The sequence below is a fragment of the Streptomyces sp. NPDC033131 genome, from assembly GCF_055578365.1.
Genome location: NZ_JBVIPA010000064.1, coordinates 17,096 through 32,636 on the forward strand (window position 1 = coordinate 17,096; position 15,541 = coordinate 32,636).

Consider the following 15,541-nt stretch of genomic DNA (forward strand, 5'->3'; position numbering starts at 1 on the left):
ACTCTAGGCTTCGGCGAGGATCAAGGTACGCAGCGCGGCGCATTCCGCCTCGGTGAGCGGCAGCACCGACCCGTGACGCAGTCCCGGCGGCAGCGCGCAGTCGGCCGCGTCGGCGGCGGGGAGCCACTTCGGGCTGTCCAGGCGGTCGGCTCGGAAGGGCACGTACCCGCGGCCGCCGAATTCGTCGAGCAGCAGTAGCCAGCCCGGTCCGTCCGGCGCGGAGAGCACGATCGGGCCCTCGGCGTGCGCCAGTCCCGGAGCCCCGTCGACGGCCCGGCCCACGCCCGACGTCACCGGCTCGTACGTGCGAGAGGCCAGGTCCCGGGAACGTTCCACGAAGACGAACTTCGCGTCAGGGGCGTCCGGCGTGCCGGGCAGACGCTCGTCCTTGGTGAACCGGTAGAACCACCCGTCGTCCTCGACGACGGTGGAGTCGATGACGGGATAGCCCGTGTCCAGCCACACGCGCGGCTCGCCGAAGGTGCGGAAGTCCTTGGTGGTCGCGCAGAACATGCGCTGGTACGAGGGAGCGCGGTGCCCGGGATCGTCCTCCGCGTAGACGGTGGAGGCCCAGAACACCAGGTACTCCTCCCGGCCGGGGTCGTAAACGGCCTCCGGTGCCCACACACAGCCCGCCCGCTCCGCCATGACCTGCACCCGCCGGGGGCCCTCCCAGCTGCGCAGGTCGGCCGAGTCCCACACCAGCAGGTGTCGGCTGCCGTGCGTGATCGCCTCTTCCCAGCCGGCACCGCCGTGGATGCGCAGGTCGGTGGCGAGCAAGTGGAAGCCGCTGCCGTCCGCGGCACGGATCAGGAACGGGTCCCGCGCTCCACCGCCGGGCGGAGCCAGCGGGGGGATGGCGGCGAGTTCGGTCCAACGGCTCATACCGCGGCCCTCGCAGAACGTGAAGCGGACCTGCTCGCCATCCGCGTGGTCCTCGCCGGTGAAGTAGGCGAAGAGGTGGCCGACGGGCCGTATGTGATGGGTGCTCTGGGGCACTGGGTCTCCTCGTGTGCGGGGCCACGGGCCCGGGCAGTGGGAGCATCACACCCGAAGTTCATCGTTGTCAAAGGATCTGGACGCCACTTTCTCGCGCACCGTGTATGCGGTGCGGGTCGTACTGCGGGGATCTCCACCGGAGTCATCCGTCTGAACTGGGGGAATCACATATCCAAGAGATCCATCTCGGGTCGCCACCCGAGGCCGGTTCGAAAAAGCCTCGCCCGGAGGTCTTGACGACGATGAACCTGGCGGACATTCTGATCCCGCTTCCCAGCCGTAACCTCCGGTTTACCGGATTCGGCGCAATCCTCCGGACCAAGTCGGCGCTCGCCGGCAGAAGAAGGTCGGCATGACCTCCCTGTTTTCCGCCGCCGCCCCCCTGTATGGCGAACCCGTCCACGGGGGCCTGGCGATCCGGTCGTCCAGTACGACGGCTATCAGCGCCAACGGGCGCGACCGGTTCTCTCACGGGGTGCTGGACAGCCTGGCCTTCGAGCCCGGGACCGGCACGTTCCGGGCCCCGGATATCGCGCGTGCCGAAGGCCCCAGGGTCTTACGCCGGACGGTCGATACCGGATGATCATCGACCGCCCACACGGCCAGGACGTGTTCCGCTCCGCCGACCTCGACGACCGGACGCCGGCGGGCCGTATCCTCGACGCGTCCGGCACCCGCACGGACGACCAGGGCGTGGGACACCACGCCGACGTCGTCGCGGGACCCGCCGCAGCCTGGGCCTCCACCCACTCCCAGCGGGACCAGGCCCCCACCGACAGCCACAGCCCGGGCCCACGCCGGCCCGTCATCCACCTGGCGCGGCTCACCGCCCACCGCGACCGGTTGCCGGCCGATCGCGACACCGAGGCGTCCCACCCCCAGCCTCAACACTGATACGCGCCCCCGCTTCCCGGGGCCGGCACCGGTTGCCCTGCCGACGACTCATCGGCCTCCTAGCGGCGGCCCACCGGCCCACCGCACGCCCGTGATCCTCGCTCCCGCCTGCCGCCTCACCCACAGCATTCGCCCACTCCCGAGCCCCGCTCCTCCCCGCGGCCGTTCCCCCTTCCTTGCTCTCCCCGCACGAAAGGCTGTCCAAGATGTCCCTTCCGCCCTCAGTGTCCCTCGACAGACGTCGTTTCCTCACCCTCTCCGGTGCCGCGCTCGGCGCGACCGCGCTGTCCGGCTGTGCCGCTTCCGTCGACGACGGCTCGGGCGGCGGTGCGAAGAGCGGCAGCACGACGCTCACCGTCATGTGCGAAAAAGAGGACATAGACATCAAGGCCGCCCGGCAGGCACTGGGAGTGAACATCAGGTTCCTCCAGTACGACGCTGCCAAGCTCAACGCCCTGCTGGCCGCCAAGACGCCGCCGGACATCGTGCGCGGGTCCGGCGCCACGGAAGCCCCGTACTTCGCGGCGCGCAAGCTGATGACCGACCTGGACCCGTACTTCGCCAAGAGCACGGTGCTCAAGCCCTCCGACCTCGACCCGGTCAACGACCTCTGGCGTTTCGACGGCAGCAAGCAGGGCTCGGGCCCCCGCTACGGCATGGCCAAGGACTTCTCACAGGACCAGATGTTCTGGTATCGCACCGACCTGTTCGAGGCCGCGAAGCTGGACCTGCCCAGCGAGACCGACCCGCTCTCCTACGAGGAGTGGCTGGATCTCGGCAAGCGCCTGGTCAAGCGCCGGCTGGGCAAGGTGAAGGTGTACGGCATGAGCGTCACGGCGCTCGGCTCCATCTCCCCGCTGATGAGCATGACCGCGTCGGCCGGCGGCAGCCTGTTCGCCGAGGACCTGGCCTCGGTGGACTTCTCGTCCCCCGAGGCGCTCAAGGCGCTGCGGTGGTACCTGGACTACACGAAGGCCGACATCGGCCCGAGCGTCGTCAACCCGAACCCGGACGGCTGGGACTGGCCGACCTTCCAGGCGGGCCGGATGGCGATGGCCGGCGACGGCTACTGGTTCGGCGGGGCCATCGCCGGCGACCCCAAGGTCGCCGAGGTCTCGCGCCTGGCCCCCGCGCCTCAGTTGGGCAGCAGACGCATCAGCCCCTGTTTCGGCGCCACCGGCTTCTGGATGCCCACGGAGGCCAAGAACAAGGATGCGGCCTGGAAGTTCTTCGAGTGGTTCTTCGGCGGAGCGCCCGCGCAGGGCCGGGCCGCCGGCGGCTGGGGCATCCCCACCCTGACGTCGCTGCGCACGAAGATGCCGCAGGACAAGCCGTACCAGAAGCAGGCCTTCAAGGTGCAGGAGCAGGAGCTCACCCACTTCTCGGTCCTGTCGTTCACCCCGTACGCGCAGAGGGATGCCCTGGACGGAGTGATCAGCAAGGTCGTGCCGGGCGCGGTCAAGTCCGGTATGTCCGCGGGCAAGGTCGCAGACGAGCTGAACCAGCAGATGAACGACCTGCTCGCCCAGGGCAAGGACATCCTGGGGTGAGCACCGGGCAGCTCACCGAATCCGCCGCCGGGCCCGCTGTGCAGGGCCCGGCCGCGGCGGCGGCCACCCGGCCACCGCGCCGGCGCCTCTCTCTGACGACGCGCAGGGCCTGGTCCTTCTACGTCTTCGCCGGACCCTGGATGCTGGGGTTTCTGGGCCTGACGGCCTATCCGCTCGGGTACGCCCTGTGGCTGAGCTTCACCAACTCCGACGGGCTGTCGGACCACTCCCGCTTCGTGGGCCTGGACAACTACCAGCAGGTCTTCTCCGACTCGGAGACGCTGCACTCCCTGGCCCGCACAGGGTTGTTCACCTTGACGACCGTGCCGCTGAGTATCGTGGCAGGGCTGTTCCTGGCGGTACTGGTGAACCAGCCGATCCGGGCCCGCGGCCTCTTCCGCACCCTGCTGTACCTGCCTGCCGTGGTGCCGCCGGTCGGTGCCGCCCTCACCTTCAGGATGATCTTCGACCGTGACTCGGGGGCGGCCAACGGTCTTCTGGATCTCTTCAACGTCAACGGGCTCGCGTGGCTGGCGGATCCCTACGCCCGCTGGGTACTGATCGTCCTGACCCTGTGGGGCGTGGGCAACGTCATGATCATCTCGCTGGCTGGACTGCAGGACATCCCCAAGGAGCTGCACGAGGCGGCCCGGGTCGACGGCGCCAGTACCTGGCAGTCCTTCACCCGGATCACCCTGCCACTGCTCTCCCCGGTCCTCTTCTTCCAGGTCGTCACCGGGATCATCGCCTCGCTGCAGACCTTCGCACCGCTGCTCATCTCGCTCGACCCCACGACGAAGGGCATCGGATCCGTCCCGGAGAGCAACTCCCTCTTCATGATCCACGTCCTCGACCAGTACCTTCTCGCCGGCCGATACGGCTACGCCTCCGCCCTGCTCTGGGTGTTGTTCCTGATCATCGTCGCCGTCACGTTCATCATCTTCAAACTCAGCAAGGGCGCGGTCTTCTACTCCGTGGAGCCGGAGCGAGCGAAGACCAAGATCCGCACGATCGGAGGCGCGTGATGGTGCTCTCCCGGCGCAGTGTCGTCTACATACTCCTGGTGGGCGTCCTCGTCCTCATACTCAGTCCCTTCGCCTGGCTCGGGATCACCGCGTTCAAGGCGCCGTCGGAACTGCGTGCCGTCCCCATCCACTGGTGGCCGCACCATCCGAGTCCGGGGAACTTCCTGGAGGCGCTGACCAGTTGGGACTACTTCGGCTACGCCCGCAACTCCCTGACGATCGCCGTCATCTACTCGGTTCTGGCGACACTCGCCTCGGCCTGGGCCGGGTACGGCTTCGCCCGGCTCGAAGCACCGGGAAAACGAGTGATCTTCGGTGTGCTGCTGTCGACGATGATGCTGCCGCAGGTCATGACCCTCATCCCGACCTACCTGCTGTTCGCCAAGTTCCACCTCGTCAACACGTACATGCCGTGGGTGCTGTGGGGTCTGTGCGGCGCACCGTATCTGATCTTCCTCTTCCGGCAGTTCTTCAGCAACATGCCCAAGGAACTGGAGGAGGCTGCGATCGTCGACGGCTGCGGGCAGATCCGCATCTTCTGGCGGATCTTCCTGCCCCAGTCCTGGCCGGTCATCGCCACCAGCCTGATCCTGTCGTTCTCCTGGACCTGGGGCGACTGGATCGCACCCGCGCTGCTGCTGGACACCGACCGCACCACCCTCGCCGTCCAGCTCACCACCGGTTACCACAACTCACACGGCGGCACGCTCAACAATCTCGTAGCGGCAGGAACCCTGGTGTACGTCGTGCCCGTCCTGGTGCTCTTCCTGATCCTGCAGCGCGGCTTCGTCGCCGGGGTCGCCACCTCCGGACTCAAGTAGCACAGTTCGCCAACGCACCACGCCGCAAAGGAACCTTCGCATGACCATCACCCAGCGCGCCCGGGCCGCCGGACACCTGGCGTACGACACCGGAGTGCTGCCGGTGCCCGTCAGCGGGGCGTCCTTCCGGGCGGTGCGTCCCTCGCTGGACGGTGGGCTGGTCCGGCCCACGGCGACGGCCGACTGTCACCGTCGGGCGCCCCGTTGAGCAGCGGCGGCGCGAACCTGTGCCGGCTCACCGTCCACCTGGACGGGCGCCGGCTGCGGACCACGAACCACGGCAGTGTGGCCGAACACCGCCGCGACAGGGACGGAGGCCTTAGTGGAGCTGACGGACGTCGCCGTCCACGGGCCGGGCCCGGTCACCGAACAGCAGACGGGCAGCAACGCCCACCAGCCGCGTCGACCCGGCGGACCGTTACGACCTCGCCACCGACCCGGGTGCCGACGCGGTCTTCACCCACCGGCTCGACACCCGCACCGGACCCCTGCCGAGGGTCCTCGACCGTCATCTGTCACCGGTACAGGCTCCGTCAGTGGTCTGCGCAGTCGTTCTCCGACGCGGCAGTCACGGCCCTCCACACCGCTCGCACCTACCCTCGCCCACTCTCGGCATCAGCCTGAAGCAGCCAAGGAAAGGCAGTCATGTCCCACCGCACCACCCCCGCACGCTTCACCCTCGACTCGGCGTTCGGCATCGGCGCCGTCAACCCTCGGCTGTATGGATCGTTCGTCGAGCACCTGGGCCGCTGCGTCTACACGGGCCTCTATGAACCCGGCCACCCGCAGGCCGACGCCGAGGGCCTGCGCCAGGACGTCCTGGAACTGGTGCGGGAGCTGGGCGTCACCACCGTGCGCTACCCGGGCGGCAACTTCGTCTCCGGCTACCGCTGGGAGGACTCCGTCGGCCCGCGCGAGGAGCGCCCGGTCCGGCTGGATCTGGCCTGGAAGTCCACCGAGACCAACGAGTTCGGTCTCGGGGAGTTCATGGTCTTCTGCGCCAAGACCGGCATGGAACCCATGATGGCCGTCAACCTCGGTACCCGCGGGGTGGAGGACGCTCTGCGGCTGCTGGAGTACAGCAACCACCCGGGCGGCACCGAACTGTCCGATCGCCGCATCGCCCACGGCGCCAAGGAGCCGTACGACATCAGGATGTGGTGCCTGGGCAACGAGATGGACGGGCCCTGGCAGATCGGCCACAAGACCGCCGAGGAGTACGGGCGCCTCGCGGCCGAGACCGCCCGCGCCATGAAGCTGATCGACCCGGGTCTGGAGCTGGTCGCCTGCGGCAGTTCGGCGTCGTCCATGCCGACGTTCGCCGCCTGGGAGGCCACGGTCCTGGAGGCCGCGTACGACGAGGTCGACCACGTCTCGCTGCACGCCTACTACGAGGAGGTCGACGGGGACCGGGACTCCTTCCTGGCGTCCGCCGTCGACATGGAGCACTTCATCGAGTCGGTGGTCGCCACCTGCGACTACGTCCGCGCCCGGCTGAAGGCGACCAAGCGCATCAACCTCTCCTTCGACGAGTGGAACGTCTGGTACCAGCAGCGGCCCAACCCGCACGCCGTGGAGGACTGGCAGCAGGCCCCGCGCCTGCTGGAGGACGTCTACACCGTCACCGACGCCGTGGTGTTCGGCTCGATGCTCATCGCGCTGCTGCGGCACGCCGACCGGGTGACCGCTGCCTCCCTGGCCCAGCTCGTCAACGTGATCGCGCCGATCATGACCGAGCCGGGCGGCCACGCCTGGCGGCAGACCACGTTCTTCCCCTTCGCCCAGGCTTCGGCGTACGGGCGCGGCCGGGTGCTGCGCGTCGACGTGGACAGCCCGACGTACACCACGGCGAAGTTCGGCGAGGTGCCGCTGCTCCACGCCACCGCCGTCATGGACGACGAGAGCGGCGACATCACCGTCTTCGCGGTCAACCGCAGCCAGACCGACGCACTGCCGCTCACCATCGACCTGCGCGGAGTGGACGCCCACACCCTGATGGAGCACCTGGTCCTGGCCGACAGCGACCCGGAGGCCACCAACACGGCGGACCGGCCCGACCGTGTCGTCCCGCACCCCGCCACCGGCACCACCGTCACCGACGGCGTCCTCCACGCCGAACTCGAACCGCTCTCCTGGAACATGATCCGGCTGACGGCCAAGCAGGACTGACGCCTCCGACACACTGACTGTCCATGGGCTGTTGCCACGGCCGATCCACCTGGCGGATTCACCGGCTCATGGGCTGTAAGCGGCACGATCACACTCACACCTGGGAAGAACCGATGACAACCGTTGCCCGCCCGCTGTTCCGAGACCCCATGCACGACGGCGCGACCGACCCCACCGTCATCTGGAACCGGCAGGCCGGCGAGTGGTGGATGTTCTACACGAGCCGACGCGCGGACGCACCGCCGATCGACGACGTGAGCTGGATCCACGGAACGGACATCGGAGTCGCGTCCTCCGCGGACGGGGGAGCCACCTGGCTGTACCGGGGAATCGCCGAAGGGCTGAACACCGAGCCCGGGCGGCATACTTTCTGGGCCCCCGAGATCGTCGACGACGGAACCGAATACCACATGTACGTCAGCGTGATCCGCGGCGTGCCGACCCAGTGGCCGGGCCACGCACGCGTGATCCGCCACTACGCGAGCCACGATCTCTTCTCGTGGACCTACCGTTCCACTCTGTCGCTGTCGTCCGACAGAGTGATCGACGCCTGCGTCCTGCGGCTCCCCACGGGCGGCTACCGCATGTGGTACAAGGACGAGGCCGATCACGGGCACACCTACGCGGCGGACAGCGACGACCTGGCCCAGTGGGCCGTGCGGGGACCCTCCGTCGAGATCTCGGAGCACGAAGGCCCGAACGTCTTCGAGCTGGACGGAAGTTACTGGATGCTCATCGACGAATGGCACGGCCAGCGGGTTCTGCACTCGACGGACCTGGAGACATGGGAACCGCGAGGACTCATCCTCGACCGACCCGGGCAGGGCCCGGACGACGGGGGATACGGCTACCACGTCGACGTCGTCACCAGCGAACTCGGCGCGTTCGTCTTCTATTTCTCGCACCCCAGGCGGTCCGACGACCGCCCCGGACCCCACACCAGCCACGAGGACCGCCGGAGTTCGGTCCACGTCGCCCGCCTCCGGGTGAGCGGAGACACCCTCGTGTGCGACCGCGACGAAACCCTCGAGGCCCCCATCCTCCCCCTCGGAGGGCCTGACCGGTGACGCGGGAGCCTCGCTGTTCCCGCCTGACCTCCTGACGGCCGTTCACATGACGAACAAAGAAGACCACCACCCATGCAGACATTCCCCCGCAGTACGGTACGCCTTCTCCCGGGTCCGTTCCTGGACGCGCAGGCCACAGCCCTGGACTACCTGCTGTCCCTTGACGCCGACAGGCTCCTCGCGCCCTTGCGGCGCGAGGCGGGCCTGCCGCCGGTTGCCGAGTCCTACGGCAACTGGGAGAACTCGGGTCTCGACGGCCACACCGTCGGGCACGCGCTGTCGGGCGCCGCTCTCATGAGCGCGGTGACGGACGACCCCCGGCCGAAGGCCATGGTCGAACGTCTGGTTCAGGGCATGGTCGAGTGCCAGGACGCCCTGGGCACCGGCTACGTCGGGGGCATTCCCGACGGCGTGCGGCTGTGGCAGCGGGTGGCCGCGGGGCAGGTGGAGCGGGACTCGTTCGAGCTCGGTGGTGCCTGGGTTCCGTGGTACAACCTGCATAAGATCTTCGCCGGCCTGCTGGACGCCCACCGCCACGCCGGTTCGGACCTGGCCCTGACCGCCGTCAGACGGCTGGCCGACTGGTGGGACCGGGCGGCGGCGGAGATGGACGACGGCACCCACGAAGCCATGCTCCGCACCGAGTTCGGTGGGATGTGCGAGGCTCTGGCGGACCTCGCCGACATCACCGGCACGGAGCGGTACGCCGCCCTGGCCCGGAGGTTCCTGGACCGGTCCCTGCTCGGCCCGTTGCGTGAGCATCGCGACGTCCTCGACGGGATGCACGGCAACACCCAGATCGCCAAGGTCGTCGGTTACCAGCGGCTCGGCGAGGTCGTCGGCGACCCCGGCCTGCGGGACGCCGCCCGGTTCTTCTGGCAGACCATGACCCGGCACCGGACGTTCTCCTTCGGCGGCAACTCCGTACGCGAGCACCTGCACCCCCGCGACGACTTCACCTCCGCGCTCCAGTCGCCGGAGGGCCCCGAGACCTGCAACACCTACAACATGCTCAAGCTGAGCCGCGCGCTGTTCCTCGAAGAGCCGGACGCCGAGGTGCTCGACCACTACGAGCGTGCGACGGTCAACCACATCCTGTCGTCCCTGCATCCCACGGGCGGGCTGGTGTATTTCACACCGGTGCGACCGGGCCACTACCGCGTGGTGTCGACGCCCCAGAACTGCTTCTGGTGCTGCGTCGGCACCGGGCTGGAAAACCACGCCAAGTACGGCGAGCTGGTGTACACCGCCGAGGGTGACGACCTGTTCGTCAACCTCTTCATCGCCTCCCGGCTCAGTCTGCCCGAACAGAACCTGATGCTGGAGCAGACCGGGACAGCCCCCTACGACGACGAGGTGAGACTGCTGGTGCGCGGGGCTCCCGCCACCCCTGTGGCGATCCACATACGCGTCCCCGGCTGGCACGAGGGGAGCCCGCAGGTCCGAATCAACGGCGCGCCGCCCGTGGGCGGACCGGCCCCGCTCACGACTCGCCGCGGGGCAGGCGAACAGCCCCTGACCTACGTACGTCTGGAGCGGCAGTGGCGCGAAGGGGACACGATCACCGTGTGCCTTCGCCCGCGTATCAGCGCCGAGCTGCTCCCCGACGGCTCACCGTGGGTGTCGTTCCGCTTCGGTCCCAGCGTCCTCGCGGCAGAGGGAGACCGGGGCGACCTGGTCGGGCACTTCGCCGACGACTCCCGGATGGGACATGTCGCCGGCGGCCCGTTGCGCCCCCTGGAGCACTTGCCCGTCGTGCTCGCCCCGAGCACCTCCGATCTGGCGGCCGGCGTGCGCCGACTCGCCCCGGACCGGGTGGCGTTCGCCCTGGATCACGTGGATGCGCGACCGGGCGAGTCCGTCACCCTCGTCCCGTTCGCCGGCATCCACGACTCCCGCTACGTCCTGTACTTCCCCCTGGCGGAGCCGGAGCGACTGAAGGAGCGGCGGGCGGAACTCCGCGCGGCCGACGGGGCGGCACTCGCGCTGCACGATCGCACCGTTGACGCCGTTGCCGCGGGCGAGCAACAGCCCGAGACCGACCACCGGTTCCTGGGGTACGACACGTGGTCGGGCCTCACCGACGGGCTGAGGTGGCGGGCCGCCACCGGATGGTGGTCCTACCGGCTGGCAGACCCGGACGGCTCAGCCACCGGGCTTCAGGTGATCCACCTGTCGGACGAAGCCGCAGGGCCGACCCGCGTGCTGGTCGACGGAGAGACGCTGGGCACGATCACGCCTTCGCCAGATCGCGAAGGTGAGGAAATCTGCCAGATGTTCCCGCTCGACACGGACCGGCCAGCCGGACCCTTCAAGGTGCGATTCGAAGCGGCCGGCCCCGCTACCACCGTCCGGCTGCGCGAGGTGCGCCTGGTGCGACCATGCGCGACGTAGCCGAGGTGGCGGAAGGCACTGCGTCGTCCCACCCGGAGCCGACCGGGAGAGAGGGCACTGCCCGGTACGTGTTGATGATCGCGACGGCCAGGACCGCGAACGTGGTGACCTTGATGCCGCCCGCCGTCCCGGCGCTGCCGCCGCCGACGAACATGAGCATGCAGGTCATCAGGAGCGTGGAGGCGTGCATCGCCCCGATATCCAGGGAGTTGAAGCCCGCGGTCCGGGTCATCGTGGAATGGAAGAACCCGTTCAGAAGCTTCTCTGGCCAGTCGTACAGGCCCAGGGTGCCTGAGTTGGTCCACTCCAGCAGACAGGTAAGGACGGTGCCGACAGCCAGCAGGACCACGGTGGTGACCAGCGTCAGCCTCGTGTGCAGGGTCCAGTTGCGGCGGCCGGTGGTGCGACGGCGGTGCCGGTGGCGCAGCAGCTCCAGGAGCACCGGGAAGCCGAGTCCGCCGAGGATGACGGCCACGGCGATGGGCAGGGTGACCCACGGGTCCTGGGCGTAGCGGGTGAGGCTGTCGGCGTGCAGGCCGAAGCCGGCGTTGTTGAAGGCCGACACGGCGTGGAAGTAGCCCAGGTATACGGCGTCGCCGATGGAGTTGCCGTAGCCGAAGCGGAACCGCAGGGAGAGGACCGCGCCGACCGCGAGTTCCACGATCAGCGTCGTGCCGGCCACGCCGAGCAGCACCCGGCGTACGTCGCCGATGTCCAGGCTCTTGGTCTCCGCCTGCGCGGTGAGCTGCATCCTCAGCCGCAGTTTCCCGGAGACCAGCAGGGCGAGCAGGGAGGCCATCGTCATGATGCCGAAGCCGCCGACCTGGATCAACGCGAGGATCACGCCCTCGCCGAAGCCGCTCCAGTACGTGCCCGTGTCCACCACCGCCAGGCCCGTCACGCACACGGCCGAGGTGGACGTGAACAGCGCGGTCACCAGCCCAGTGGCCCTACCGTCCTCGGCGGCGACCGGCAGCGCGAGCAGCGCGGTCCCCAGGGCGGTCACCGCGGCGAAGGCCAGCACGACCGTGCGGGCCGGGTGCGCGGTGAACAGCGACCGGCGCGCCTGCGCGGAACGTCCTGCCACCGGCTGCCTTCCTCGTGTACGTCCAGTCCGTCAAGGATTGGTATGGACTTCGTACGGAGCCCGTCAAACCCCGCGCGGCCGTCACCCTACCCGTCGGTGGCTCGCAGGGACCGTCCGGCCGAGACGCGGCCTGCTCTCACCGCCCGGGCCGGGCGTCAGGTGTTGATGTCCCGGCGCGCGAAGCGCCACGTGCCCAGTGCCACGATGATGACGAGCAGAGCGGCTGACGCGGTGCACGGGGAGGCCATGAGCGCCTGGTGGCCCCTGGCGCAGGTGCCAAAGCCAAGCTCACCTCAGCCGACCGGGTCCTGGTCACCGTGCTCCACCTGCGAGACTCGCGACCATGGACCTGCTGGGCCAGCTCTTCAACACCACCGCCGACCATCAGCCGCGCAGTGAAAGACGTCCGCCCGCTCCTGGAAACCCATGGCGTTCATCTCCCCGCCTCAACAGCCCGTTTCCGCACACGGGAAGACGTCGCCAGGTTCCTCGGCCCCGACAAGACCGAGATCAAACCGACGTGTTTCTTCCCGGCAAGGCCTAAGAACGCCTCCGTCTGAAGAACGGCGGGGTGGGCTGAACGGGTGGTGACGACGGTTGCGCTGTGTCGAAAGCATTGATCACGCGTTGGTCCGGGCGTGAATCCTCGCGTGGACGACACCGTGCCGTACGCGGCACCCCTCGGGCTTTCTGGCTCCCGGCCCGGGCGGGATGGCCTGAGCGTCGGCGTCCGGCGGGAGAGCGGGTGGAGCCGGGCAGTGATGGTCATCTACTCAGTGCTGCTGGTTGCGGCCGCTGCGGTGCTTGCCGTTGCGGACCGGCTCCCTTGACAAATCCAGCTCCCTTGAGTCGGGAGACGGGTGGTCAGGGCACGACGGACGCCCTGGGCCCGGCTGTGACGGCATACGAGTTGGATACGGATGTGTGCCTGCGTGACCAGCTGGCCGAGGCGATCGCCTCCCTCCGCTTGCAGACCGCGGTGATGCTGTCGCACACCCCCGGCCGTGTGAGTGGAGCCGGTGTGCCACCGGACCAAAGAGCGAGTCATCACCTGGCCCGCAGCAGTGCCGCTGAAATACCGGGCGGCGCTTCCCGTCTCACAATGCGGCGGATCGCCGACCTCTATCCCGGCGAGGACAAGACCGACGCCCGCGACGCCTTCGTCATCGCCGACGCCGCCCGGTCGATGCCACACACACTCCGCTCCATCCAGCTGGACGACGAGACCATCGCCGAGCTGGAGATGATCGTCGGCTTCGACGACGACCTGGCCGGCGAGGCCACCCGCATCAGCAACCGGCTGCGCGGCCTGCTCACCCAGATCCACCCGCACCTCGAACGCGTCCTGGGCCCGCGCATCCAGCACCCGGCCGTGCTCCAACTGCTGGACCAGTTCGGCTCGCCGGCCCTGATCCGCAAGGCCGGACGACGCCGGCTGATCAGCCTGATACGCCCGATGGCTCAGCGGATGGCCGAGCGGCTGGTCGAGGACATCTTCACCGCGCTGGACGAGCAGACCGTCGTCGTCCCCGGCACGGACGCCGCCGCCCTGATCGTCCCGAGCCTCGCCAGCTCGCTGAAAGCCGTGCTCGACCAGCGCAAGCTCCTCGCCACGAGAATCGAGGAACTGCTGGAGGCCCACCCTCTTTCCAAGGTCCTGACGTCCATGCCCGGCATCGGCGTCAGGACCGGAGCCAGGATCCTCATCGACGTCGGCGACGGCAGCAGGGTCCCGTCCGCCGCCCACCTCGCCGCTTACGCCGGACTCGCTCCGGCGACCCGCAGTTCGGGCTCGTCGATCCGCTGCGAACAGCCCTCCCGCCGAGGAAACAAACAGCTCAAACGGGCCTTCTTCCTGTCCGCGTTCGCGGCCCTGGCCGACCCGGTCTCCCGGACCTACTACGACAAGAAGATCGCGCAGGGCAAACACCACACCCAAGCCCTCCTCTGCCTCGCGAGACGACGAGCCGACGTGCTCTTCGCGATGCTCCGCGACGGCACCTTCTACGACCCCCAACCCGCCCCCACGGGGTTGACGTAACCCATAGGGGCACCCCCCACACACCGGACAGGCCGCGGCGGACACCCTGCCCCGCGGGGAACTCACCGTCATCGCGGGCGCCGCGCACGGCGGACTGCTCACCCACCCCGCCGAGACCACTTCCGCCGTCCTGCACTTCCTCACCAGCGTCCGGCCCTCGTCCGAATAACTCATTCGCCAACAACCTGGGCGTGTACACGGCAGAACCTGCCGAACCACCGGCCGTGCCCCTGGTTGGCCTGGTCCTCGACGCCACCCTCGGCTGGTCCTGGGCAGACCCCATCCGGTCTCCTCATCGTCGCCATCGCCGTAAAGGAAGGGTCGCGACGTTCCAGTGATCCACAGGCTCAGGGCCAGGCGCGCTGAGAGGAACGCCCCGATCGCCTTCGCAGGCCATTGTCGTCATCGGGAACAGGTTGGGCAGGCGAGGCGACGACATACGGTGTCCCGCGACCCGCCGTGTCCGTACGACGGGACACGGACGTGGTGATCTGCCGGCTGCGGTTCCGCATCTCCTGACCGCTGCGCCCGAACGGCCCGCACCTGACCGGTGTGGGCCGTCGGCGTTCCACGGGAGAGCTGGCCCGGCACACCCGCGGGGGCTCCGGCGTATGGGTTCCGTCAAGAGCGGACGTGCCGCCGTTAGGAAGGCGTCAACACCCGCCGAATCCGGCCGGCGAGGCGCTTTCCTCGAATCGTCCGTTCGATCCGAACCTCATCTAGGAGTTCGCGATGGCCGACCTGGCCTTCGTCGTCACCACAATTGCGGTCTTCGCGCTGGTGGCCCTCGTCGCCAAGGGGGTGACGAAGCTGTGACCGCCGAGAACATCGTCGGCCTGGTCGTGGCCGTCGCCCTGCTGGGCTATCTCGTCCTTGCCCTGGTGTTCCCGGAGAGGTTCTGAGTCCTGATATGAGTCCCGTCCTCGCCGGTGTGCTCCAGCTGCTCGCGCTGATGGCGGCGCTGGCACTGGCATACCGCCCGCTCGGCGACTACATGGCCCGGGTCTACTCCTCCGACAAGCACCTGCGCCTGGAGAAGTGGATCTACAGGGGCATCGGCGCCGACCCGAACGCCGAGATGCGCTGGCCCGCCTATCTGCGCGGCGTCCTCGCCTTCTCCGCGGTGAGTGTGCTCTTCCTGTACCTGCTGCAACGGGTGCAGGGCAGCCTGCCCGGCTCACTGGGCTTCTCCTCGATCGACCCGGACCAGGCGTTCAACACCGCCGCGTCCTTCGTGTCGAACACCAACTGGCAGTCGTACTACGGCGAGCAGGCCATGGGCCACGTCGTCCAGACCGGCGGCCTCGCGGTGCAGAACTTCCTGTCCGCCGCCGTCGGCATCGCCGTCGCGGTGGCGCTCGTCCGAGGCTTCGCGCGCTCGCGGACCGGGGAGCTCGGCAACTTCTGGGCTGACATGGTGCGCGGTGTCGTACGCATCCTGCTGCCGCTCTCCGTGGTCGCCGCGATCGTGCTCGTGGCCTGCGGCGTGATCCA

At 68.9% G+C, this 15,541-nt stretch carries 13 protein-coding genes and 2 pseudogenes; 13 read left to right on the forward strand and 2 right to left on the reverse strand.

All coding sequences use genetic code 11. The annotated features are described in order from the left end of the window. Positions 1 to 3: 3 nt before the first annotated feature. On the reverse strand, positions 4 to 999 hold the full coding sequence (locus ACZ5XS_RS42260) for a glycoside hydrolase family 43 protein (protein WP_468660652.1): 996 nt from the start codon (positions 997 to 999) through the stop codon (positions 4 to 6). 352 nt (positions 1,000 to 1,351) lie between these two features. On the opposite strand from ACZ5XS_RS42260, the gene ACZ5XS_RS42265 reads away from it, so the two are divergent. The 9 genes from ACZ5XS_RS42265 to ACZ5XS_RS42305 all read left to right on the forward strand — a co-directional run bounded on the left by ACZ5XS_RS42265 (position 1,352) and on the right by ACZ5XS_RS42305 (position 10,919). Beyond that, positions 1,352 to 1,582 (forward strand): hypothetical protein, encoded by a 231-nt coding sequence (locus ACZ5XS_RS42265; protein ID WP_468660654.1) that lies wholly within the window; start codon positions 1,352 to 1,354, stop codon positions 1,580 to 1,582. Continuing rightward, entirely contained in the window at positions 1,579 to 1,893 is a 315-nt protein-coding gene (locus ACZ5XS_RS42270) for a hypothetical protein (RefSeq protein ID WP_468660656.1), read from the forward strand. The genes ACZ5XS_RS42265 and ACZ5XS_RS42270 overlap by 4 nt, the downstream gene beginning before the upstream one ends. A 206-nt stretch (positions 1,894 to 2,099) precedes the next feature. After that, complete coding sequence (locus tag ACZ5XS_RS42275) at positions 2,100 to 3,443, forward strand: extracellular solute-binding protein (RefSeq protein ID WP_468660658.1); 1,344 nt, start codon at positions 2,100 to 2,102, stop codon at positions 3,441 to 3,443. Next, on the forward strand, positions 3,440 to 4,468 hold the full coding sequence (locus tag ACZ5XS_RS42280) for a carbohydrate ABC transporter permease (protein WP_468660660.1): 1,029 nt from the start codon (positions 3,440 to 3,442) through the stop codon (positions 4,466 to 4,468). The genes ACZ5XS_RS42275 and ACZ5XS_RS42280 overlap by 4 nt, the downstream gene beginning before the upstream one ends. Further along, entirely contained in the window at positions 4,468 to 5,289 is an 822-nt protein-coding gene (locus ACZ5XS_RS42285; protein ID WP_468660662.1) for a carbohydrate ABC transporter permease, read from the forward strand. Before ACZ5XS_RS42280 ends, ACZ5XS_RS42285 begins: the two co-directional genes overlap by 1 nt. Positions 5,290 to 5,329: 40 nt before the next feature. Beyond that, positions 5,330 to 5,497: a hypothetical protein gene (locus tag ACZ5XS_RS42290; protein WP_468660664.1), complete on the forward strand. Its 168-nt coding sequence runs from the start codon at positions 5,330 to 5,332 to the stop codon at positions 5,495 to 5,497. Positions 5,498 to 5,934: 437 nt separating this feature from the next. Further along, positions 5,935 to 7,458: an arabinosylfuranosidase ArfA gene (gene arfA, locus ACZ5XS_RS42295; protein WP_468660666.1), complete on the forward strand. Its 1,524-nt coding sequence runs from the start codon at positions 5,935 to 5,937 to the stop codon at positions 7,456 to 7,458. Between the two features lie 113 nt (positions 7,459 to 7,571). Continuing rightward, positions 7,572 to 8,525 (forward strand): glycosyl hydrolase, encoded by a 954-nt coding sequence (locus ACZ5XS_RS42300; RefSeq protein ID WP_468660668.1) that lies wholly within the window; start codon positions 7,572 to 7,574, stop codon positions 8,523 to 8,525. A 72-nt stretch (positions 8,526 to 8,597) separates the two neighbouring features. Further along, the gene (locus ACZ5XS_RS42305) at positions 8,598 to 10,919 is read left to right on the forward strand and encodes a beta-L-arabinofuranosidase domain-containing protein (RefSeq protein ID WP_468660670.1); all 2,322 of its coding nucleotides are present in this window, start codon (positions 8,598 to 8,600) and stop codon (positions 10,917 to 10,919) included. On the opposite strand, the gene ACZ5XS_RS42310 is transcribed toward ACZ5XS_RS42305, so the two are convergent. Then, on the reverse strand, positions 10,867 to 12,006 hold the full coding sequence (locus tag ACZ5XS_RS42310; RefSeq protein ID WP_468660672.1) for a TrkH family potassium uptake protein: 1,140 nt from the start codon (positions 12,004 to 12,006) through the stop codon (positions 10,867 to 10,869). The genes ACZ5XS_RS42305 and ACZ5XS_RS42310 overlap by 53 nt on opposite strands. 236 nt (positions 12,007 to 12,242) lie before the next feature. Here ACZ5XS_RS42310 and ACZ5XS_RS42315 point away from each other — a divergent pair. From ACZ5XS_RS42315 to ACZ5XS_RS42330, 4 genes and pseudogenes are all read left to right on the forward strand, one after another. After that, positions 12,243 to 12,566 (forward strand): annotated as a pseudogene (locus ACZ5XS_RS42315) (helix-turn-helix domain-containing protein); the annotation flags it as partial. A gap of 509 nt (positions 12,567 to 13,075) precedes the next feature. Next, positions 13,076 to 14,047: pseudogene (locus tag ACZ5XS_RS42320) on the forward strand (IS110 family RNA-guided transposase); the annotation flags it as partial. 812 nt (positions 14,048 to 14,859) lie between these two features. After that, on the forward strand, positions 14,860 to 14,949 hold the full coding sequence (kdpF, locus tag ACZ5XS_RS42325; RefSeq protein WP_033264828.1) for a K(+)-transporting ATPase subunit F: 90 nt from the start codon (positions 14,860 to 14,862) through the stop codon (positions 14,947 to 14,949). 8 nt (positions 14,950 to 14,957) lie between these two features. Further along, positions 14,958 to 15,541 (forward strand): potassium-transporting ATPase subunit KdpA (locus tag ACZ5XS_RS42330; protein WP_468660674.1); only part of this gene is annotated, 584 nt, incomplete at its 3' end.